The following is a 23122-nucleotide window of genomic DNA, read 5'->3' on the forward strand; positions in this document are numbered from 1 at the left end:
AAATGAAACCAAAAAAGAGGCAGATGGAATACCTGACCAGAGGCCTGATCGCGGTCAAAACGGAGCAAGGCGTATTTGTGAGCTGGCGTTTTCTCGGAACCGATCATGAGACTGTTACTTTTCACATTTATCGGAACGGAGATCGGATCACTGGCAAACCGATTGCGGATAGCACCAATTTTCTGGATGAAAAGGGAACGGGGGACGCTCTCTATCAAGTGGCGGCTGTCTATAAAGGCCGGGAAGAAAGGCTTTCGAAAGAAGCTCCCGTATGGCGGGAAAACGTTCTCGAGCTCCCGCTTAACAAACCCGAAGGCGGCGTAACGCCGGACGGAAAACCGTATACCTACAGCGCCAATGATGCGAGCGTCGGAGATGTGGATGGGGACGGAGAATATGAAATCATCCTGAAATGGGACCCGTCCAACTCAAAAGATAACGCCCACGACGGATATACCGGAGACGTCCTCATTGACGCCTATAAACTGAATGGCACTTCTCTGTGGCGGATCAACCTCGGCAGAAATATCAGAGCAGGCGCCCATTATACGCAGTTTATGGTCTATGACTTAGACGGTGACGGAAAAGCAGAAATCGCTATGAAAACAGCCGACGGCACAATAGACGGCAAAGGAAACATCATCGGTGAAGCGCATGCCGATTTCAGGGATGAGCAGGGCCGAATCCTGTCAGGTCCGGAATATTTGACAGTGTTTAAAGGGGAAACCGGTGAAGCGCTCACGACTGTCGATTATGAACCGCCTCGCGGCAAACTGGAGGATTGGGGAGACGGCTACGGCAATCGGATGGACCGTTTTCTCGCCGGAATTGCTTATTTAGATGGAGAGCGGCCGAGCCTGGTGATGGCACGGGGCTATTATACGAGAACGGTACTGGTCGCTTATGATTTCAGGAACGGCAGGCTGAAAAAACGCTGGACGTTTGACTCCAATCAGCCGGGGCATGAAGCATACGCGGGACAGGGCAACCACAGCTTGAGCGTTGCCGATGTTGATGGAGATGGAAAGGATGAAATTATTTACGGCGCCATGGCGGTTGATCATGACGGAACCGGTCTGTACACGACGGAACTCGGACACGGAGACGCCATGCACGTCGGCGATCTAGATCCGTCACGCAAAGGGCTTGAAGTGTTTCAGGTTCATGAGGACGCAAGCAAGCCGTATGGGTTGTCGCTGCGTGATGCCGGAACAGGCGAGGTGTTATGGGGCGTCCATGCCGGAACAGATGTCGGCAGAGGAATGGCGGCTCACATTGACCCTCGGTACAAGGGATCACTCGTCTGGGGAATCGATCCGCCGGGCAATGAAGGAATGTCATATGGGCTCTATACGAGCAAAGGAGAAAAAATCAGCGACAAAGCGCCTGCTTCCGCCAATTTCTCCATTTGGTGGGACGGGGACTTGGTCAGGGAGCTGTTGGATCATGATTGGAATGGAACGATCGGCAAACCAAAGATTGAAAAGTGGGATGCTGAAAACCGCTGTTTAAAAACGATTTTTCAGCCAGAAGGTGTGCTGTCCAACAACGGGACAAAAGGAAACCCGGTTCTTCAGGCCAACCTGTTCGGAGACTGGCGGGAAGAGGTCATTTGGAGAACCGAAGACAGCAGTGCGCTCCGCATCTATACAACGACACACCTTACCCGCCATCGTTTTTACACACTGATGCACGATCCGGTTTACAGGCTGGGAATCGCTTGGCAGAACACCGCGTACAACCAGCCGCCGCACACAAGCTTTTATCTCGGAACAGGGATGAAAAAACCGCCGAAGCCCGCTCTGTACATAGCGGGAAACAAAGCGGAGACACCGCTTTAGGAGGAACCGTATGGGATACGAAGCAAAGGCTGAACGCTATGACAAAATGACCTATCACAAAGCCGGGCGAACCGGATTAAGGCTTCCCGCTATTTCTCTCGGCCTCTGGCATCAGTTCGGCGCTGCCTATTCTCCGGAGAACGCGCGGTCCATGCTGAGAGCCGCATTTGATGCAGGCATTGTCCATTTTGATCTGGCCAACAATTACGGCCCGCCGCCCGGCTCCGCTGAGGAGATGTTCGGGCGCATGCTGAAAACGGATTTTGCGCCTTACCGTGATGAACTCGTCATCAGCACTAAAGCCGGCTATGACATGTGGAAGGGGCCGTATGGCAATGGCGGTTCGAAAAAACATTTGACTGCCAGCTTGAATCAAAGTTTAAAGCGGCTGGGGCTTGATTATGTGGATCTCTTCTATTCGCACCGTCCTGATCCTGAAACGCCGCTTGAGGAAACGATGGAGACGCTGGCAGGCTTTGTGCGTCAAGGGAAAGCTTTGTATGTCGGACTGTCAAACTACAGCCCTGAAGAGACAGAGCGCGCCGCCGATCTTTTACAACAGCTCGGAGTCAGGCTCGCCATCCATCAGACGCGATATTCGATGTTTCACCGAGATCCGGAAAAAGGGCTTCTTGATGTGCTGGACAAAAAGGGAGCCGGCTGCATCGCGTTTGCGCCGCTTGCTCAAGGGCTTCTCACGACAAAGTACGTTTCAGGCATCCCGGAAACCTCAAGAGCAAAGGATGCGAACAGTCCTTTCCTGCAGGCGGAGCACATTTCCGAAAGGGCGGTCAGTAAGGCGCAAAGGCTGAATGAGATTGCGAAAGAACGGGGACAATCGCTCCCGCAAATGGCGCTCTCATGGCTTTTGAAGGATGCCCGGATGACCTCCGTTTTAATTGGAGCAAGCCGGGCGCAACAAATAGAGGAAAACGTTCAAGCCTTGCAATCAGCGGATTTTTCAAACGAGGAGCTTTCTGCCATTGAGTTGATATTAAGTGAAAAAAACGAGGGGGAATGAGGCATGGCACATCATATTTATCTTGCTGGTGATTCGACTGTCCAAACGTATGGAGAAAGTACAAATCAAGGGGGCTGGGGGCAGTTTCTCGGTTCGCATCTGCCGGAGCATATTCAGGTGATCAATAAAGCGATCGGCGGCAGAAGCTCAAAAACCTTTGTGGAGGAAGGCAGGCTTCAGGCGATTCTTGATGTGATCGAGCCGGACGATTGGCTGTTTGTGCAGATGGGCCATAATGACGCGTCAAAAAATAAGCCGGAGCGCTACACCGAGCCCTATACCACCTATAAACAATATTTAAAGCAGTATATCGCAGGCGCTAGAGAAAAAGGCGCGCATCCGCTTCTCATTACCCCAGTAGCCCGCTTTCATTATGAAAACGGCGTGTTTTTGAACGACTTTCCTGATTATTGCATTGCCATGAAGCAGACAGCCGCTGAGGAGAATGTCCAGCTCATTGATCTAATGGAAAAAAGCCTCGCTTTCTTTACTGAGAAGGGCGAAGAAAAAGTATACACCTATTTTATGGTTTCTGAGGGGATTGACGATTACACGCACTTTACAAAAAAAGGCGCAAATGAAATGGCAAAACTCGTAGCGAAAGGCATGAAAGAGCTCGGCCTGCCACTAACAGAATCTATCGTCAAAGAAGGGTGAAGGACTTGGGGAGAAAATTATATCACGGCGCTTGCTATTATCCGGAACTATGGGATGAAAAGACGATTCAGCAGGACATTGACAGGATGCGGGAGGTCGGCATCAATGTCGTGCGAATTGGTGAATTCGCCTGGTCTGTGATCGAGCCGGAAGAAGGAAAAATTGACGTGAGCTTTTTTAAGGAAATGATCAGCCGGATGTATGAAAACGGCATCGAATCAATCATGTGCACACCGACGCCGACACCGCCTATTTGGCTGTCGCACGGCCGGCCTGAGCGAATGCATATCAACGAAAAAAGAGAGGTGATGGGGCATGGCTCCCGTCAGCATGCTTGTACAAATAACCCATATTTCCGAAAAAAAGCCGCCATCATCACCACAAGCATCGCCAAAGAGCTGGGACACCTGCCGGGGCTGATCGGCTGGCAGCTCGATAATGAATTTAAATGCCATGTGGCTGAATGCATGTGTGAGACGTGCTTAAGCTTATGGCATGACTGGCTTAGAAACCGTTACGGTGTGATTGAACGGTTAAATGAAGCGTGGGGAACCGATGTGTGGAGCGAAACCTATCAAACCTTTGAGCAGGTGCCGCAGCCGGGTCCGGCCCCGTTTTTGCATCACGCTTCATTGCGCACGATGTATCAGCTGTTTTCGATGGAGATGATCGCTCAATTTGCGGATGAACAGGCGAAAATCATCCGCTGTTATTCAGATGCGCCAATCACTCATAACGGCTCGGTCATGTTCAGCACAGACAATGAGCGGATGTTTCAGAATCTCGATTTCGCTTCCTATGATACGTACGCTTCCCAAGAAAATGCATCTGCATTTTTATTAAATTGTGATATTTGGAGGCATTTCAAAAAAGACCGCCCGTTTTGGATTCTGGAAACAAGCCCGTCATATGCAGCCTCGCTCGAAAGCTGTGCCATGCCGCACGCCGATGGATATTTACAAGCTGAAGCCGTGTCTTCTTACGCCTTGGGGAGCGAGGGATTTTGCTACTGGCTGTGGCGCCAGCAGCGTTCAGGCAGCGAGATTTCACACGGTTCCGTCCTTAGTGCCTGGGGAGAGCCGGCGGTTGGTTATCAAAACGTTTTGGCGGTTGAGCGGGCAAGAAAGGAAATCGAACCGATCATTCTTTCTACTGTGCCCGTTCAGGCTGAGGTTGCAATGACCTATTCCGACAGGGCGAAAGCGTTTCTGAAAACAGAGCCTCACCGGGGGCTCCAACACCGAACGCTTATCACACACTTTTACGAGCGCATTCTCAACACGGGTATTCATCGTGATCTCGTTCCGGAAGGCTTTCCGCTGGAGGGCTATCGTGTGCTGTTTACGCCATTTGTGCCTTATCTGTCTTCTGCTTTTATCAAAAAAGCTTCCGCATTTGCTGAAGCGGGCGGCATATGGATTGCCGGGCCGCTGACGGGAGGGCGTACGGGCGAGCATACGGTTCATACCGATTATGGCCTTGGAGAACTGGAGAAAATAGCCGGAATCAAAACACTGTTCACGTTCCCGATGAACGAGGATGCCAATACAGGAAAAGCGTTTGGCATGACGGCGCCACTCGGACTGTGGAGCGCGGTGTTTGATATAGAGAGCGGAAACACTCTCGGCACAGTTGAATCCGGGCCTGGTGCCGGCCATGCATTTCTGTCAGAACGAGAGCACGGCAAAGGGAAAATGGTCATGCTCGGCTCGCTTCCATCAGGCGAAAAAGGGGATGCAATGCTGGAAGCACTCGTCAGGCATTATGCGGGAGAAGCAGCCGTTTCTGTCAGGTCCGATGTCACCCCCGGCACGATTGTTGCCCCGAGAAAAGGAGAAAACGGCCTTGTATGGGTTATCGTGAATATGGATGGAAAAGGCGGGAGTGTGACGCTTCCGGAAGAGGGGACCGATCTTTTGGCAAACCGTTCAGTCGGAGCGGGGAGACTGTCAGTCGGCCAACACGAATACCGTGTGATTCAGTTTGATAATCGCAGCTGATTCTTTGCATTGAATCAGCTTTTTTTATATGGAAGGAGAGAACCGATGAAAAAGATCAAATGGCTATCAGAACAGCCCAAGCTGACAAGCGGCGTAACGTGGGGTGTGCCTTGGAAAAGAGGAGAATTGAAAAAGGGAGACTGTCTGGCGCTTGTAAATGCAAAGGGTGAAAGCCGCTATGTGCAAAGCGATCCGTCGGCCTATTGGCCGGACGGGAGCATCAAATGGACGAAGCACGCGGCTGTGTTCAGTGAACAAACCGATACAAGCTTTACCCTTCAAAAAGATGAAAACCAGCTGCCAGCGAAAAAGCTCATGATCCACGAGTTAAAGGATGCAATCCAAGTGGATACCGGGGCGCTTGTCTGCACTGTGAATAAAACAGGCTCCGACATCATTCAATCTCTGGTGATCAACGGAAAGCCGATCGCCGCAGGCGGGCGGCTGACCGCAATAAAGGAAACGAGAAAGGAGATGGCGGCGGAAAAGGTTTTCTCACATGAAACATCGGTCAGTCTCATAAAACGTGCGGTCATTGAACAGAGAGGTCCTGTAAAAGCAGTCATCAAGATTGAGGGGGTTCATGTACTCCAAAAGACAAATGAAGAATGGCTGCCCTTCATTATCAGATTGACGTTTTATGCCGGGCTTTCAGAGATGAATATCATGCACACTCAGCTGATCGACAGGAATTTCAAACGAGAGTTCATCAAAGGGCTTGGCATGCAGTTTGACCTCTTTTTGCAGGGAGAGCCGTACAACCGCCATTTCCGTTTTGCGGGGGACAAAGGCGTTTATAAGGAACCAGCCCAGCTGTTTGGCACCCGCAAATGGAATGAACGGCATCCTCTTTATCAGCGGCACATCAACGGCGAACCGATTTCTCCAAGTGAAGAGCACAAGGAATGGTTCGCACATGGCGTACAGAATGCAGTTTGGAATGATGTGAAACTCGTTCAGGACTCCAGCGATCATTACCGACTGGCAAAACGGACCGGCAAGGAATATTCGTGGGTTGACATGCTGCATGGTACGCGGGCGAAGGGGCTTTGCTATGCGGGCGGCGAAAATGGAGGCTTAGCGCTCGGCCTGCGGTATTTTTTTGAAAAATATCCGTCGTCACTTGAGATAACAGGCCTTGCCGGTGATCAGCCGAAATTGACCGTCTGGCTCTGGCCGCCAGACGCGGAAGCAATGGATTTCAGGCATTATACAGGGGAGACCCATGTCGTCAGCGCGTACGAAGGGTTTGATGAGATGCGCTCTGATCCGACAGGCATTGCCAACACAAACGACATCAGCCTGTCATGCTTTTCTCAGATGCCGTCTGATGACGTGCTGAATGCGTTAGCGGACAAATGGCAGGCACCGCCATTGCTTATTTGTGAGCCGGACGTTTATTACGAGTCAAAAGCGCTTGGCGTTTGGAGTGTAATCGATACGGCCGATCCGGTCAAAAAAGAGCTGGAAGAACAGCTGGACGCCGCCTTCTTGTTTTATCAAAAAGAAGTGGAGCAGCGCAGATGGTACGGGTTCTGGAACTATGGGGACGTCATGCATACGTATGACCCGGTCAGGCATATGTGGCGGTATGATCTCGGCGGGTACGCGTGGCAAAATAATGAGCTCGTTCCGACCTTGTGGCTGTGGCAGGCGTTTTTCCGCTCCGGCAGAGAAGACTTGTTCCGAATGGCTGAAGCAATGACCCGCCATACAAGTGAAACCGACTGTTTTCATCTCGGAGAATATGCGGGGCTTGGCTCCCGGCATAACGTGGTGCACTGGGGATGCGGCTGCAAGGAAGCGAGAATCAGCATGGCCGGCCTTTATAAATTCTACTATTATCTGACAGGCGATGAGCGCACGGGAGATCTTTTGACGGAAGTGAAGGACGCCGATGCCGCCCTAGTGAACACCGATCCGATGCGTGCTTTCTACGAGAAAGGAGAGCACCCGACTCACGTCAGAACGGGGCCGGACTGGGCGGCGTTTTGCTCGAACTGGCTGGCGGAATGGGAGCGGACTGAGAATCCTGACTATCTCAGGAAAATCCAAACTGGCATCAGCTACCTGAAACGCCTGCCCCTTCGCTTATTATCAGGCCCGACGTTTGAATATGATCCGGCAACATCTATGCTTCATCACATGGGAGACGGCATCGCGGGCGGCTATCATATGATCATTGCGTTTGGCGCGCCGCAAGTGTGGATGGAGCTGGCTGAGCTTCTCGATGACCGTGAATGGGAGGAAATGCTGAGTGAATTCGGCGAGTTTTACACATTCAGTGATGAAGAAAAACGCAAAAAAAGCGGGTGTGCGCTCCATGACGGGCATTTTCACTGGCCGATGTTTGCGGCTGGTATGACAGCCTATGCTGCGAGAAAAAAACAAGACCATAACCTCGCCGAAAAAGCGTGGAATCTTTTGCTCGATCATAAACTGAGCCATACGCCGCTTCCGATCAAACCCGCGCAAATCGAGACGTGGACTCAGCTTGAAGAGCTTCCGTGGGTAACGACAAACACTGTCTCTCAATGGTGTTTAAATGTCATTGCGGCACTTGAATTAATTGGTGAATACCTCCCCGCAAAAAAAGATACATCCGGCAAAAAAGGATAACAGCCGTCAATTCATAGGAGAAATGATGCAAAAAATGAAGATTGCAAGAATTTGTGTAAGCGCTTTATATTAGGGGTGGCAAAGGAGAAATGAAAAAGGAGAAAAAGGGGGACTTACGCATCATGAAAAAAAGAATACGAAAAAGATGGATTGCTTTACCGCTCGCTGCCATGATGATAGCCGGGTGCAGCAATTCAGAAACATCCAAATCAGCGAGCGATTCAAAAAACACGATCAACATCATGGCGCCGCTGCTGTCACCGGAAAGTCCGAGTGACAAAAGCCCATCATTAAAAGCGTTAGAGAAATACACAGGCAAAGATATTAAGGTCACATGGGTGCCTGATTCATCCTACAACGATAAATTTAACATCGTCATGGCCTCTGGAGAGATGCCGCATGCGATTGTGATTAAAGATAAGTCAGCCGGCTTTATTAAGTCTGTCAAAGCGGGCGCTTTTTGGGAGCTGTCTCCTTATTTAAAAGACTACAAGAATGTAAGCCAGGCTGATGAAAAGATACTCAAGAACAGCTCGGTAAATGGCGAGGTGTACGGGGTCTACAGATCGAGAGACTTGATCAGAGCCTGTATGATCATCAGAACCGACTGGCTCAAAAACGTCGGGCTCGATATGCCGGAAACGCTTGATGATTTTTATGAAGTGCTGAAGGCCTTTAAGGAAAAAGATCCTGACGGAAACGGCAAGGACGATACGTACGGCATGGTCGTGCCGAAATGGATGGGGCTTGGCAACGGAAGTCCGTGGGATGTTCTGCAAATCTGGTTCGGCGCCCCGAATCGCTACGGCGTTGAAAACGGGAAGCTGGTGCCTGATTTTACAACGAAGGAATATATGGAGGCGCTCACCTTCTTTAAGAAGCTGTATGATGAAGGCTTGATCAACAAGGATTTCGCTGTTATGGATTCGGCGAAGTGGAATGACCCGGTTGTAAAAGGAAAAGCGGGTGTCATCGTTGATACAGGCTCCAGAGCGTCGCAAATTCAAAGCGCCATGGAAGAAGCGGATGAGTCGAACAAGGATATCATTGATATCGTCGGCACAGTAGAAGGACCGAAAGGCAAGCGCACTTTCCCGACATCAGGATATTCAGGCATGATCGCGATACCAAAATCAAGTGTGAAAACGGAAAAAGAGCTGAAAGAGGTGCTGTCCTTCCTCGATAAGCTGAACGATAAGGAAGCACAGATTCTGACCAACAACGGAGTCGAGGACCGTAATTATGAGCTGAAGGACGGCGTATTCACCTCTCTTGAAAAAAACAACAAATCCCTTCTGTATGAGCATGAAGGCTTGGCTCAATTCAGCATGTCTATCCCGAAAAGCGAGTACTACATCGAAGATCAGAAAACAAAGCTCTTCCAGCATCGCAAGGACATCATCACTGAAGGAGAAAAAATAGCCGTCTTTAACCCGGCTGAGTCGCTTGTATCCGATGTATATACCCAAAAAGGAGCCCAGCTGGACAACATCATTCTCGATGCAAGAACACAATTTATTATCGGAGAAATCGATGAAAAAGGCTTCAAGGATGCGGTGAAGCTTTGGGAAAACAGCGGCGGCAATGAACTGATGAAGGACTTAAACAAATTGTATCAATCGTCAAAATAAACCGACGCGTCTGCCGTTCAGCGGGCGCACCGGTATCACGAAAGGAGAACAGATATGGAAACGGTGCCGAAGAAGGGAAAAGCACCAGTTCTCACTGCTGGAGAAGGCATCAGCTGGATGGCTGCGCTCAAAAGAGACAAATGGCTTTATCTTCTTCTTATTCCCGGTCTGCTTTATTTTCTGATTTTCAAATATTTGCCGATGTGGGGCGTGCTTATCGCGTTTAAGGATTATTCGCCATATCTCGGCTTCTGGAAAAGCGAATGGGTCGGTCTTGATTATTTTAAAGATTTTTTTATGAATCCGGACTTTTTCCGGCTGCTGCGCAACACGCTCATGCTGGCTAGCCTTGATCTGCTGTTTGCCTTTCCCGCGCCGCTCATTTTGGCTTTGCTGTTGAATGAGCTGAGGAAGGCTGTGTATAAAAGGTGCATTCAGACCCTTATTTACGTGCCCCATTTTGTCTCATGGACAATCGTGGTCAGCATCACCTTTGTTTTCTTTACAGTCGATACAGGCGTCATCAACAAAATGGTCATGAGCCTGACAGGGAATCAGATTTCTTTCTTATCAGACGCTGACTGGTTCCGGCCGATGATTGTCATGCAAAGCATCTGGAAGGAGACAGGCTGGGGAACGATTTTATTTCTCGCTGCTTTGGCAACGGTGGATCAGGAGCAATATGAGGCGGCGATCATGGATGGGGCCGGCCGGTTTAGGCGGATGTGGCATATTACGCTTCCGGCAATCAGAAGCACCATCATTGTTCTTTTGATTTTAAGGATCGGAAGCTTTTTAAATATCGGTTTTGAACAGGTGTATTTGATGACAAACTCGCTTAACCGCAGCGTGGCTGACATTTTCGACACGTACGTTTACATGATGGGGATTACCCAAGGAGCGTACAGCTACAGCACAGCTGTCGGTTTGTTTAAATCGGTTGTCGGGATTGTCTTAATTTTCGGTGCCAATTACATCGCGAAAAAGTTCGATCAAGAAGGATTGTTTTAAAGGAGGGAGAGGTATGGCTGACATTCATATGATGGACAACACAAAAGCCGGACGGGTATTTGACGTCTGCAACATTTTGTTTCTTGGCGGCGTCGGCGCGATTACCATTTTGCCGTTTTTGTATATTATCGCCGGTTCCTTTGCGACAGAAGCTGAGCTGGCTCAACGCAGCTTCTTTATTTTCCCGAAAACCTTTACCCTTGATGCTTATCGGTACGTGTTTTCGACACCGACGTTTATCAGAAGTATGGGCGTATCCATCTTCATCACTGTAGTCGGGACAGCCGTGCAATTGTTTTTCACCTTTACGATGGCGTATCCGCTGGCGAAGCGGCATGTGAAGGGACGGAATCTGCTTTTAAACCTTGTGATTTTCTCGATGCTGTTTTCCGGGGGGATGATTCCGACGTATCTTGTTGTCAAATCACTTGGATTGCTGGATTCCTATTGGGCGTTGATTCTGCCGATGGCGATCAATCCGTTTAACCTCATTATTATCAAAAACTTCTTTCAGCAGCTGCCGCAGGAGCTTGAGGAATCAGCAAAAATTGACGGCTGTTCAGAAATCGGCGTCTTTTGGCGGATCGCCTTGCCGCTGTCAAAGCCGGTCATTGCCACCTTTGCGCTGTTTTATGCGGTCGGAATTTGGAATGATTTCTTCCATGCTCTCTTATATATCAATGACAGTGCAAAATGGCCGCTGCAAATGGTGCTCCGCCAGGTCACGATTTTATCGGACTTAACGGCGACCAATGGCGATACGATGCAAAATACCATTCCGCCGGAGCAGGGGATTAAGCTTGCTGTCATCGTCATCGCGACCATACCGATTTTGGCGGTTTATCCATTTTTACAAAAACATTTTGCCAAAGGAATGCTGATCGGTTCTGTGAAAGGCTGAGAAAGGGAGTGTTTCATATCAGTACGTTAGATCAGATCAAAATCGCCTATATCGGCGGGGGTTCCCAAGGCTGGGCCCGAAGCTTGATGAGCGATTTGTCCCTTGATGACCGAATGTCAGGCACGGTGGCGCTCTATGATCTGAATTTTGAAGCGGCGCAGAAAAATGAAATCATCGGCAATAACAGCGGAGACGGCAGATGGCGGTACGAGGCGGTTTCAACTTTGAAAAAGGTATTATCCGGTGCGGATATCATCATTATTTCGATTTTGCCGGGCACTCTGGATGACATGGAAACGGACGTTCATTTGCCTGAGCGATACGGCATCTATCAATCAGTTGGTGATACTGTCGGACCGGGGGGAATCATGAGAGGTTTGCGGGCCGTTCCGATGTTTGCAGAAATTGCCCGGGCAATTAGAGACTACGCCCCCGAATCATGGGTCATCAATTATACAAACCCAATGTCTGTGTGCACGAGAACGCTGTATAAAGTGTTTCCCGGCATAAAAGCGTTCGGCTGCTGCCACGAAGTATTCGGCACGCAAAAACTGCTGGCGGAGATGGTTACAGATAGGCTTGGACTAGAGGTAAAGCGGCGTGAAGACGTCCATGTTCATGTGCTGGGCATTAACCATTTTACATGGGTCACAGCAGCTTCTTACCGGCATATTGATCTGCTGCCTGTTTTCCGTGATTTCTGTGCGCATTATGCCGAATCCGGCTATGAGCTGGAGGGGGAAAGCTGGAAGGACAGCGTATTTCACTCTGCACACCGTATTGCATTCGATTTATTTGAAACGTACGGTGCCATCCCCGCTGCCGGTGACAGGCACCTGGCTGAGTTTCTCCCCGGTTGTTATCTCAAACAGCCTGCGACATGGAAGTTTCACCTGACACCCATATCCTTCAGAAAACAGGACAGAGACCGGAAACAAAAAGAAACGGATCACATGGCACAGCAAAAACAGGGTGTTGAGAGGAAAGCATCAGGAGAAGAGGGCGTGAACATCATGGCGGCGCTCCTCGGACTGGGCGAACTTGTAACAAATGTGAATCTGCCGAATCGAGGCCAGGTCGCTCATCTCCCATTAGATGCGATCGTGGAAACAAATGCATTCATTACCCGCAACCGTGTCCAGCCGATTGTTTCCGGAGCGCTGCCGAAGGGTGTGGAAATGCTGGCGGCACGACACGTATCCAATCAGGAGGCAGTGGCGGAAGCGGGGCTAACAAAGGACCGCGGTCTCGCTTTTCAAGCGTTTCACAATGATCCGCTTGTCACGCTCGACCGCCGTGATGCGGAGCAGCTTTTTGACGACATGCTTTCAAAGCACCAGCCGATATTATAATAGGAGCAGTGACCGTTTAGAAAACGTGCAGTTGACCATAATGATAGTAGCTCTTAAGAAGTAGGTGCTATCAACATGGGAGATTATCTCAATGTAGCGGTAGAATTAGTTTGCGGTTTGGGTATTTTATTTGTCATTTTGAAGTTTCTCGGAAAAACCCAATTCTCTCAAATCACTCCGTTTGACTTTATTTCTGCATTGATCTTAGGGGAACTGGTCGGAAATGCAGTGTACGATCATGAAATTAAGATCAAAGAGATTATTTTCGCTTCGCTGCTGTGGGGACTGCTGATTTATATGATTGAATTCATTACCCAAAAAGTAAAAGGGTCCAGAAAGTTTCTGGAAGGTGAACCGAATATCGTCATCCATAATGGAAAGCTCAAATATGAAATGCTGAAGAAAAACAAGCTCGACATTAATCAGCTGCAGAGCCTTTTAAGGCAGGCCGGCTGCTTTTCCATACAGGAAGTGGAATATGCCATATTAGAAACAAACGGGATGGTCAGCGTTCTTCAGAAATCCGACTTTGGCAATCCGACGAGAAAAGATATGAATCTTCCGCAGCAAAATGTGTCTTTGCCCACCACGTTAATTCTTGATGGGGAGATTGTGTATGACAACCTGCGAGAAGCAGGGGTAGACGAACAGTGGCTTAAGCAAACGCTGAAAAACCAGGGGATTGAAAAGACAGAGGATGTATTATTTGCTGAATGGCATCCTAATAAACCGCTGTACGCCATCACATTTGAAGAAAGCAGATTCTCATGAAAAAAAGAGCTTGCGGCATAGCCCAAGCTCTTTTTCGTTATTGATGAGTCCCTTGTTTAACAGCTCTCACGTGATACATGCTCACTTCAGTGCTGATCATATAGTCAGGCTTTGGCTTGCCTTTGTTCGCCTTATGCCCGGCGATATGCGCATCGCTTTTTTCCCACTGTTTCCAGTGATCCTCGGATTGCCAGCGGATCATGACAACGACTTCCTCATCGCCGCGGCGGACGTTTTTCTCAAGCACGGTCACATCTATTAAGCCTTCCTGTTTTTCAATGATTCCTTCAGCGCTGAAACGTTCAATCACTTTATCAGCATGGCCTTCTTTTACCGTCATTTTTCTTAACTGAACAAACATCTGTCCATCTCCAATCATTCTCATATATGAATAATTGTAAATGAAATTCATTCTCAGTGTCAAAGGAAGTGCAGGGCGAATCGAACCGCCGTGCGAAACAGTTTATTCTTTTAATAAAAACACATTCCCATCTTCGTCCTTAAATTGAACGAAGGTGCCCCACTCCATTTGATTGGGCTCACCGAGAAATTCTACACCGTTTGCTTTCATGTTCTCGTATGTACCAAAGATGTCTTCACATTCAAATACGATCGAAGCCTTCATTTGTTCAGAGTCTTTCATCACGGCTTTCGGGTAAATGACTAAACGGGTCTCGGCTCCTTTTGGCGCAACCTCAAGCCAGCTTGCCTCAGGTCCCATCGGGTGGTCCGCCGCAATATCAAAGCCTGCCTTCTCAGCCCAAAATTGCTTCGCTTTCTGCTGGTCCTCAACATATACAGCAACAGTGCCAATTTGTTTGATCATAGGGAAACCTCCAATTTGAAAGATAGTTATAATATAACCTGTTTACAGCCAAAGCAACATAAAAAATCAGCCGGGAAACCGGCTGATTTTCGATTAAAATGAGCAGCTCACAACATCGATCTGATTTGTGTCTAAGGCGAAATAAATCCAGCGGCGCCGTAAAGGATCCCAATAAAAGCCGCCGACGGACCGTCTGCCAAGGATAATTGGGTAGAACCAAAATGAGCGGCCGTTGGTTAACCAAACATAGGTAAACCGGAAAAGGCATGGACGAATGGTGATTGGTTCAACTAACAAAACGGCTCCTTGAGAACCCTGCGGTTTTGGGGGCTTCGCTGGTATTTGGGAAGGAGGAGGCCCTTGTGGCGCACCGCCGAAGCCTGGAGCAGTACTGCCGCCCATGCCAGGAACGGAGCCGCCGCCGAAGCCCGGAGCAGTATCGCCGCCCATGCCAGGCCATGGATATCGGTATTCATATTCAAAAGCAGGCCAAGGCTCATAAAAATGTCCGGCAAACATATAAGGATCAACATAATACATGTGATAACGTCCTTTCTCATTGTAAACTGTACAATTGCAGTTTATGCGAGCGGACTTTTTTGGTGCATTCGCCTATGGATGAAAATGGAATGCGCTCATCAAGCAGAATCATCCCATTTTTCCCTAGTCCCATTCACAATTCCGATTTATAATTTTATAATATAAGAGCTTCTATTATGAAAAAGGAGACAGGCCGTGAATATCGATCAAAAACTATATCAATATATCATAGACCATACGGCTGACATTACTGAAAAATGGTTCAGTTTACGATGTCAGCTGCAAGGCGAATTATATTCCGCCGACCATTTAAGTGAAGAAACGAAAAAGCTTTTGACAGAGCAGCATACGTTTACTAATATAACAATCGCAAGTGCATTCCTGGAGGAACAAACCGAATTTCAAGACAATATGGCAAAATGGGCGCTGAATGTTGCGAAAAACAGAGTAGAGCAAGATGTTCCGGTGCATGAGGTCGTCGAAGCCATATCAAATTCAAGAATCGCATTCTGGGATGCTGTCGTTACGTTTATAAAAGAGCATCGGGATATCGTCACAAATGAGGATGCTGACCGCTGGAACCGTATTGTGAATCAGTCTTTCGATAAGCTGATTATTGAGTTTTCCGAGCAGTATCAAAAATTTATGCTGATGAGGCTCACTTCTCAGCAGGAATTAATCAGTGAATTAGGCTGTCCGGTGATTTCCATTGCGGATGGAATCGGCATATTGCCGCTGATTGGCTCTGTCGACACAAAACGTGCGCAGGTGATTTTAGAGACAGTGCCGGTCCGATGCATTGAGAGAAAAATCACAAGTCTTGTTGTCGATCTTTCTGGCGTCCCGATTGTGGATACAATGGTTGCGCAGCAATTGTACAACCTGTCAAAAACACTTTTCTTACTTGGCGTCAAAGCCGTATTTTCAGGCATTCGGCCGGATGTAGCCCAAACATCCATTCAATTAGGGCTCGATTTCAGTGAATATGAAACATACGGCACGCTGAAGCAGGCGCTTGAAAACATGGGCGTTCGCTGTATTGTTGAGGAATTGGAAAAAAACTAAGATGAAATCTGATTAGGCATATGACCGCCCCTTGATGAGGTGATCATATGCCTTTTTGATTTGAATAGAAATCACCATTGATTTATTGGAAAAAACATAATATTATAATTCTTATAAGAATACTATGAATTAAAACCGAACAGAGGGGGGAAGGTCATTGGTTTCAAAAACAACCGTTGATCCGAAAGTGATTGAAAAAATCATCAATTCGTTGGAAACACTGGATTTCGGCACCGTTCAAATCACCGTACACGATTCCCAGGTCACACAGATTGAGAAGGTCGAAAAACACCGCTTCTCACTGAAAAGCAAAGAATCGAAGTAAAAGAGGTGTTTTTAAAGGCCTTTGTTCGACATTAAATTCTCCTTAAAACATATACATATTTCATCCATTTTTTATATAATAGACCTTTAAGATCATTTCTTAGGAGGATTTTTGACATGCAAGCTACGGTTCATGAGAGTAAGCAATCGATCATGCAGCGCATTTTGACAGTCTTTGTCTTCACGCTGCTGATCGCGACTGTCGGCCTTTATATCGGCCAATTTGTTCCTGTCGCTTTGATGCTGCCGCTTTCCATTCTTGAAGTGGGGATGATTATTCTGGCCTTCTGGATGCGCAGAAGAAAAGCGGTCGGGTATGCGTTTGTATATACATTCGCTTTCGTTTCCGGCATTACGTTATTTCCGATCGTCAGCCACTACGCTTCCATCGCCGGCGCCTATGTCGTGCTTGAAGCCTTTGGCTCTACATTTGTCATTTTTGCCGTTCTCGGCACAATCGGCGCAAAAATGAAGAAGGATTTATCCTTCCTTTGGTCATTTCTGCTGGTAGCGGTGCTCGCACTCGCAGTGGTGGGCATTTTCAACATTTTCAGCCCGTTAAACTCAGCGGCGATGATGGCGTATTCCGTGATCGGAACCATCGTCTTTTCCCTTTACATCTTGTATGATTTAAACCAAATCAAACACCGCCATATTACGGAAGACTTAATTCCGGTAATGGCTTTATCGCTGTACCTTGACTTTATCAACTTGTTCATCAACCTGCTTCGCTTCTTTGGCATTTTAAGCAGTGATGATTAATCAGAAAGCGCCTGTCATTGGATAGGCGCTTTTCGTCATACATAAAAAGGCAGGTGATGTTGTAATGAAAAAACAAATGGGCGCTTATGTCTCCTTGGCAGCAGCCATGGCGATCGTCGGCAGCTCGGTCGTCGTCGGCAAGCTGATGGTCGAGCGCATTCCGGTTTTTCTATCCTCGGGATTGCGTTTTTTGCTGGCCTCTATCGTATTGCTGACGCTGCTGTTTTGCATTGAAAAAGGGTTTCCGGCTTTGACGAAAAAAGATGTGTTCGTATTGCTGGTGCAATCATTCACAGGTGTGTTTTTGTTCAGTATTTGCCTGTTGTATGGGGTTCAATTGACGACGGGAACGGAAAGCGGCATTTTGACAAGCACAACCCCGATGGTGATCGGTATTTTATCCTTTTTCCTGTTGAGAGAAAAAATAGAGAAAAAAACGCTGATCGGCATTTTGCTGGCGGTTTGCGGTGTGATGGCGATTAATCTGTTTGGTGCGGGGAGCCAAGACGGGACGCCGAACGCCTTATTCGGCAACATGCTGATCATTGCCGCAGTCATTGGCGAAGCGTTGTTTACATTGCTGGCCAAGCTGCTATCCCCGCATGTTTCGGCACTGGCAATTTCGACCTTCGTATCGCTCTTCGGCTTCCTGTTTTTTCTCCCGTTTGCTTTGTTTGAGGCCTCTTCATTTGATTTCAGCGTGCCGACTGTTTTGGATTGGTCGTATGTGCTGTATTACGCGCTTTTTGTGACCGTTTTGGCATTTTACTTATGGTATAGCGGGGTGACGAAGGTGCCGGCGAGGGTGTCTGGCATTTTCACATCCGTTCTTCCGGTCTCTGCTGTTATTTTGTCAGGTGTGATATTGAAGGAGCCGTTTGAGCTTGTGCATTTGATCGGCATTGCATGTGTCATCAGCGGCATATTTGTTACGGTTATAAAGAAAAAACAGCCGGATACGTATCCGGCTTCAAAAGAAAAGACGCTGTAGCCTGTCCTGGCCGGACGGGTTTTTTAGTCTTTAAACACGCTTAGTTTTTCAAACAGATCACCCAGCATCTTCACGAACATGTCTTTTTCCTCATCGCTGTAGTTTTCCATGACAGCGGAAATCTTGCTGAAATGGCCGGGCAGAAATTGCTCCAGCCGTTCTTTGCCTTCCTTTGTCAGCTCGATACTCATTTTTCGTTTATCCTCGGTGTGATGCCTGCGGCGGACAAATCCGTCCCTCGCCAGTCCGTCAAGCAGGCCGGTAATCGTTGCTTTTGTGACGTTTGATTGCTTGGCAAGCTCCGTCGGGCTTAACGTGTGATCCTTTGCGTCGAACAAAAGCATCAGTATTTTAAATTTTCCTTCAGACAGTCCGCGTCTGGCGAAATAATGCTCCATCACATGATTCATTTTTTTCGAGATATCAAACAAAGATAAAAATAATTCAAGAGAACCGGCGTCCACATTGGAATATGTCTCGGCATGTTCAGTTATATGCTTGTATTTCGGTAAATGTTTTAATTCCATCACAATAAGCTCCCGTACGTTTGTCGTGACACGATTATAATGGAGGGAAAATCAGAACGCAACCTGTGTTGGAGATGATTGACAGCTGTTTGCCGCACATAGTAAGGTAATGTAGTTAGGTGCCTAACTACATACAGAGAACTGAAAAGGTGGTTATCAACATGAAACATATACTGATTGCGGGGGGCGGAATTGGCGGGCTGTCGGCAGCCATTTCTCTCAGTAAAGCAGGTTTTTCCGTCACCTTATGTGAAGCGGCTGCAGAAAACCGCAAGACCGGCGCAGGGATTCTCCAGCCGCAAAACGCACTGGCGGTGTTAAAGGAGCTGGGCGTATTTGAAGAGTGCTGCGTGCATGGATTTCAAACAGCATGGTTTAAAACATTCGATAAGCAGGGGAATCTATTATTCAAAGTCAGTGAGTCTTTCTTAGATGATAAGCTTCCGGGCCGCAATAATATTTTGCGAAAAACGTTAAATGACATTCTCATCAAGCATGCCGAAGCTTCGGGTGCAAGGATCTTGTGGGGGAAAAAGCTTGTGGCTTATGAAGAAACGCCTGTAGCGGTTACTGCCATATTTGATGATGGAGAAAAGATGCAGGCCGACATTCTGGCGGGCTTTGACGGCATTCATTCCATTGTGCGGGATGCCATGCTCCACAAAGAAATAGAAAAAGAGTTTCTCGGCATGGGGGCGTGGCGCTTTTATATCGAACTTCCCGATTACACATTTGAGGACGCGACATTGATGTACAGAAGCGGAGAGACACAAATCGGCGTTGTGCCTTTGGCGGAACACGCAGGCTATGTTTTCGTCCTCCAGCCTTGCATGAGCGATTATTGGGATGAGGAAGAGACCCGGTTTGATAGAGTCAAAGAGATCCTCTCAGGCTTTCCGGGGCTCAATTTTGTCACAAAGCATCTGTCAAAAGAACACCCCGTCATTTTTAACAAGCTGGAGCAAGTTGCAGTGCAGGAGCCATGGTACAAAGAACGCGTCGTCATCGGGGGAGACGCCGCCCACGCCGGAGCGCCGACCTTGGCACAAGGAGCGGCCATGGCCATTGAAGATGCGATTGTGCTTTCCGAAGAGCTCAAAAAGCATGACGACCTCGAAGCCGCATTTCATGCATACTACGAAAGAAGAGCGCCAAGAGCGCTCAAAGTGCAGGATTTATCCTCAGAAATCGTCCGCCGCGGGCTGAAAGGCCAGCCCGGAGCGGACGAGCTGATTGGGGAGTGTTATGCGTTGTTGGGAGAAGGGTATTAATGAGGAAAAAGTCCAGAATTGATCTGGACTTTTTCGAATAGTTAACTTTTGGAAAAAATACAACTGATTTTTTTGAAAAATGCAGTATAATAGACTCTGATGATATCTCATATTTAAGACAATTCACGAATAAAACTCCGAAAGTTATATAGAGTTAGAAGTTGATCTCCATATATGCTCCAACAAAGTAGAAAGAACTTCATTATTTTATTAATCATAGTAACTACTTCACTTCAGACTTGAAAATTATAAAATTTATTAGCTTTGAAACATAAGCGGGAAATCAATTTGTCTTCTCTAGTGAAGATTTGAAAAAATGAACTTATATAATTAGGTTTCTGTTCTGAAAATTCTTAATGATTTTATAAATGCTTTATTAAGTATTAGTGTATGTTGTTATACTTATACGAAGTTTATAGGGGGAAAAACAATGAGATTAATATCGAAAAGAAAATTGTCAGAAACCGTTGGTTGGTCTGAGAGTGGAGGAAGACGCTGGATAAACTACTTTAATGATTATATTCCACATACTAAAAAAGGAAATAGTGTTTTATATAATGAAAGTTCCATAAATGTTTTAAAGATTATAAAACAGCTTAGTGAAAGTGGTCTAACGCAAAAGGATATTCATAATTTGATAAGAGAAAAGGGGATTCCAAAGGATATTTCAGAAGTTAGTCAAATTACTAAAAATGTAAATTCTAATCTGAATGATATTCCTTTATCAAGAGACATCATGATTCCCTTTCTACAAGTTATAAGCGATAAGAAATCATATACTTCCAGTTATATAAACGAAGAGTTAACAAAAATTTTTAAGTTAACTGAGGAACAAAGAACACGCTCTTATGAGAATAGTAAGGATTCAATTTTTATAACAAGGATCAGACAGGTAAGATACGGATTAAAAAAGTCAAATTACATAGAAGAAATAAGTCAATCAATATATCAGATAACACAAAGCGGTTTATCTTTGCTTAATGACAATCAAAATGAAATTCAAGAAGAAATTGAAGATATGGAGGAAGTTAAAGACCCATTTGAAGTAATGATGGAACAATTTAATGATATTAGAAAGGAATTGGCAAAATCAATTATTCAAAAGATTAAAAAGGCGCATTGGAAAAAACTCGAATATATTATTGTTGAACTACTAGTTGCTATGGGTTATGGTGACGGTAAAATTACAGGAAAAACAAATGATGGTGGAATTGACGGTATCATAAAAGAGGACAAATTAGGATTAGATAATATATATCTTCAAGCGAAGCGGTGGGATAATTCTATTGGAAGAGAATTGGTTCAAAGTTTCTCGGGTGCTCTTGACGACATGGGTGCTAAGAAGGGAGTTTTTATAACTACTTCGCACTTCACGAAAAATGCGATCGAATATGCAGAACGTTTACAAAGTAAGAAAATAGTTCTTATTGACGGTGAGACTCTTGCAAAACTTATGATTGATTATGACATAGGAGTAAGTGTTAAAGAAAAATTGATCGTAAAGAAAATTGATTTTAGTTATTTTGATGAGGAGTAAAATATCTTATCTGAGCTTAAACATTTTTATTTTAGTTCAAGTAAATAAATTGAAATTTTAATTAATAGAAATTGTTTAATGTTAGGTTTTCTAAACCCTATCTCTAACTAATTATAAGTTAATTAGTTGTGAAAGAGAAAATGAAAATGCCACTAGACTGATAGGGAATATAAAAGGAGCTTGAAAAACAACAAGCTCTTTTTATATTTAGACCATTCTTTATAAATGCTTCTTCTCCTGATATGCCAAAATAATGCTACTTTTAATATAACTTTATGGACAGTATCAAAGGTTAAGGAGACATTAAATGGCGTTTCTCCTTATCTCTATTCTTCAACAGTTTTGCTACTTATCTTGTTTACAATCTCCTTCAAATCATCAGGCTTATAAAACTCCACCGGCGAACTGCCCTTCTCAAACGAAATCGTCTCCGCTTCAATCAGCGCGACATAGCGCCCGTTCACCTTCGCAAGATGAATCGATTCGCCAAAATCAGCTAGCAATCCCTTAATCTCGGTTTCTCCGACTTTCATTTTCAGCTCGGCTTCCGGCGTGTGCTCGATGATCTGGGCGGAGGCTTCGATCACTTGATGTGTGTCGAGGCGCTCTTGGATTTCCCGCTTTTCGCTCGCTTCCCAGATTTCGATGTCTTGTTCAAACTGCTTGAGCTCTTCACTGTTGTCCTCAAATGTCTCATAGACGTGCTCCTGCACCATGTTCATGACCTGGGTTTTCATGATTTCCGGCATTGATTCGCCGTACTCAACGAATTTCAGGAAATCCTCAAAATAGCGGGCGTGCGAGGCTTGGTGGATTTTCAGCTCGCCTTCCTCGACCATTCCTTCCTCCGGCATGAACGGGTATTGGATGCTCTTCATGTTTTTTGTCGTGATGGCCATTTCGACTTTTTTAATGAGGGAAGACGCGTCTGAGATGCGGGCGACCTTCGGCTCAAAATCACATTTCATAATGAAGACAAATGACTCGTCGAAGTACTTTCTTGGCACAGCCGAAGCGACTAAGAACACACCGCCGCGGACCGCGCTTGTATCTAGGTACGTGCGGACGAACTGTTCGCTCAGCTCGTTAAAGTCCTCTTTTGTTTCCGCCAGGCGCGCACGGTTGAACATGTTGTAGTTCGGGTTGGAATCCAGCTCGTGGCCGGGTTCGACGATAAAATGGCCGATTTTCGTCGGCACCTGCTCGGATTGGGGATGGCGGTCGGCCTTCCGTTTGACGATTTTTTTCAGCTCTCCGTCAAGAAAGTCCTTCAGTTCGCTTTCTTCAAATTCCTCTGTATCAAGGGTCTGGAAGTGCTTGAATTGCTTGTTTGCCTGCTCATCCTTGCCCTCCACCTGTATGACATAAAAGGATAAAAATCGAATTTCAAAATCCATATATGAACTCACCTTATTTGCGTATTGTACAGCTTCTCAAGTATAGAAAAAACAATGATCAGGCGTCAATCAGAGAAA

At 46.7% G+C, this 23122-nt stretch carries 20 protein-coding genes and 1 pseudogene; 16 read left to right on the top strand and 5 right to left on the bottom strand.

The features are described from left to right. Positions 1 to 2: 2 nt before the first annotated feature. From MTN95_RS14350 to MTN95_RS14395, 10 genes are all read left to right on the top strand, one after another. On the top strand, positions 3 to 1841 hold the full coding sequence (locus MTN95_RS14350) for a rhamnogalacturonan lyase (RefSeq protein ID WP_248338672.1): 1839 nt from the start codon (positions 3 to 5) through the stop codon (positions 1839 to 1841). Between the two features lie 10 nt (positions 1842 to 1851). Continuing rightward, positions 1852 to 2862 (top strand): L-glyceraldehyde 3-phosphate reductase, encoded by a 1011-nt coding sequence (mgrA, locus tag MTN95_RS14355; RefSeq protein ID WP_248338674.1) that lies wholly within the window; start codon positions 1852 to 1854, stop codon positions 2860 to 2862. A 3-nt stretch (positions 2863 to 2865) separates the two neighbouring features. Next, complete coding sequence (locus MTN95_RS14360) at positions 2866 to 3519, top strand: rhamnogalacturonan acetylesterase (protein ID WP_024120506.1); 654 nt, start codon at positions 2866 to 2868, stop codon at positions 3517 to 3519. Between the two features lie 5 nt (positions 3520 to 3524). Further along, complete coding sequence (locus MTN95_RS14365; protein ID WP_248338676.1) at positions 3525 to 5519, top strand: beta-galactosidase; 1995 nt, start codon at positions 3525 to 3527, stop codon at positions 5517 to 5519. A 45-nt stretch (positions 5520 to 5564) separates the two neighbouring features. Next, positions 5565 to 8138: an exo-rhamnogalacturonan lyase family protein gene (locus tag MTN95_RS14370; RefSeq protein ID WP_105954781.1), complete on the top strand. Its 2574-nt coding sequence runs from the start codon at positions 5565 to 5567 to the stop codon at positions 8136 to 8138. 122 nt (positions 8139 to 8260) lie between these two features. Next, on the top strand, positions 8261 to 9769 hold the full coding sequence (locus MTN95_RS14375; protein ID WP_248338679.1) for an extracellular solute-binding protein: 1509 nt from the start codon (positions 8261 to 8263) through the stop codon (positions 9767 to 9769). A gap of 54 nt (positions 9770 to 9823) precedes the next feature. Further along, complete coding sequence (locus MTN95_RS14380) at positions 9824 to 10780, top strand: ABC transporter permease (protein WP_248338681.1); 957 nt, start codon at positions 9824 to 9826, stop codon at positions 10778 to 10780. Positions 10781 to 10793: 13 nt separating this feature from the next. Then, on the top strand, positions 10794 to 11681 hold the full coding sequence (locus MTN95_RS14385) for a carbohydrate ABC transporter permease (RefSeq protein WP_248338684.1): 888 nt from the start codon (positions 10794 to 10796) through the stop codon (positions 11679 to 11681). An 8-nt stretch (positions 11682 to 11689) separates the two neighbouring features. Beyond that, on the top strand, positions 11690 to 13033 hold the full coding sequence (lplD, locus tag MTN95_RS14390; RefSeq protein ID WP_105954784.1) for an alpha-galacturonidase LplD: 1344 nt from the start codon (positions 11690 to 11692) through the stop codon (positions 13031 to 13033). A 75-nt stretch (positions 13034 to 13108) separates the two neighbouring features. Beyond that, positions 13109 to 13804, top strand: coding sequence for a DUF421 domain-containing protein (locus MTN95_RS14395; RefSeq protein ID WP_105954785.1), 696 nt, complete (start codon positions 13109 to 13111; stop codon positions 13802 to 13804). A gap of 37 nt (positions 13805 to 13841) precedes the next feature. On the opposite strand, the gene hmoA is transcribed toward MTN95_RS14395, so the two are convergent. The 3 genes from hmoA to MTN95_RS14410 all read right to left on the bottom strand — a co-directional run bounded on the left by hmoA (position 13842) and on the right by MTN95_RS14410 (position 15170). Continuing rightward, on the bottom strand, positions 13842 to 14165 hold the full coding sequence (gene hmoA / locus MTN95_RS14400; protein ID WP_024120514.1) for a heme-degrading oxygenase HmoA: 324 nt from the start codon (positions 14163 to 14165) through the stop codon (positions 13842 to 13844). Positions 14166 to 14267: 102 nt separating this feature from the next. Further along, positions 14268 to 14630 carry a VOC family protein gene (locus MTN95_RS14405; protein ID WP_248338686.1) on the bottom strand — a complete coding sequence of 121 codons (363 nt, stop codon included), beginning with the start codon at positions 14628 to 14630 and terminating at the stop codon, positions 14268 to 14270. Between the two features lie 93 nt (positions 14631 to 14723). Next, positions 14724 to 15170: a hypothetical protein gene (locus MTN95_RS14410; RefSeq protein ID WP_248338688.1), complete on the bottom strand. Its 447-nt coding sequence runs from the start codon at positions 15168 to 15170 to the stop codon at positions 14724 to 14726. A gap of 195 nt (positions 15171 to 15365) precedes the next feature. On the opposite strand from MTN95_RS14410, the gene MTN95_RS14415 reads away from it, so the two are divergent. The 4 genes and pseudogenes from MTN95_RS14415 to MTN95_RS14430 all read left to right on the top strand — a co-directional run bounded on the left by MTN95_RS14415 (position 15366) and on the right by MTN95_RS14430 (position 18312). Next, positions 15366 to 16235, top strand: coding sequence for an STAS domain-containing protein (locus MTN95_RS14415; protein WP_248338690.1), 870 nt, complete (start codon positions 15366 to 15368; stop codon positions 16233 to 16235). Between the two features lie 157 nt (positions 16236 to 16392). Beyond that, positions 16393 to 16560, top strand: a complete 168-nt coding sequence (locus MTN95_RS14420) for a YezD family protein (RefSeq protein WP_248338692.1) — start codon at positions 16393 to 16395, stop codon at positions 16558 to 16560. A 116-nt stretch (positions 16561 to 16676) separates the two neighbouring features. Beyond that, positions 16677 to 17321, top strand: a complete 645-nt coding sequence (locus MTN95_RS14425; protein WP_227599286.1) for a Bax inhibitor-1/YccA family protein — start codon at positions 16677 to 16679, stop codon at positions 17319 to 17321. Continuing rightward, positions 17321 to 18312, top strand: a pseudogene (locus MTN95_RS14430) (DMT family transporter). The gene MTN95_RS14425 and the pseudogene MTN95_RS14430 overlap by 1 nt, the downstream one beginning before the upstream one ends. Before the next feature lie 23 nt (positions 18313 to 18335). Here MTN95_RS14430 and yetL read toward each other — a convergent pair. After that, the gene (yetL, locus tag MTN95_RS14435; RefSeq protein ID WP_105954792.1) at positions 18336 to 18839 is read right to left on the bottom strand and encodes a transcriptional regulator YetL; all 504 of its coding nucleotides are present in this window, start codon (positions 18837 to 18839) and stop codon (positions 18336 to 18338) included. A 161-nt stretch (positions 18840 to 19000) separates the two neighbouring features. On the opposite strand from yetL, the gene MTN95_RS14440 reads away from it, so the two are divergent. Together MTN95_RS14440 and MTN95_RS14445 are read left to right on the top strand one after the other, a co-directional pair. Beyond that, complete coding sequence (locus MTN95_RS14440; RefSeq protein ID WP_248338694.1) at positions 19001 to 20110, top strand: FAD-dependent oxidoreductase; 1110 nt, start codon at positions 19001 to 19003, stop codon at positions 20108 to 20110. Between the two features lie 430 nt (positions 20111 to 20540). Next, positions 20541 to 21647, top strand: a complete 1107-nt coding sequence (locus tag MTN95_RS14445) for a restriction endonuclease (protein WP_248338696.1) — start codon at positions 20541 to 20543, stop codon at positions 21645 to 21647. Positions 21648 to 21973: 326 nt separating this feature from the next. Here MTN95_RS14445 and MTN95_RS14450 read toward each other — a convergent pair whose 3' ends face one another. Further along, the gene (locus tag MTN95_RS14450) at positions 21974 to 23044 is read right to left on the bottom strand and encodes a DUF3900 domain-containing protein (RefSeq protein WP_248338698.1); all 1071 of its coding nucleotides are present in this window, start codon (positions 23042 to 23044) and stop codon (positions 21974 to 21976) included. Positions 23045 to 23122: the final 78 nt, after the last annotated feature.

It is taken from the genome of Bacillus sp. 2CMS4F (assembly GCF_023161785.1).
In the GTDB taxonomy this organism is placed as follows: Bacteria; Bacillota; Bacilli; order Bacillales; family Bacillaceae; genus Bacillus; species Bacillus halotolerans.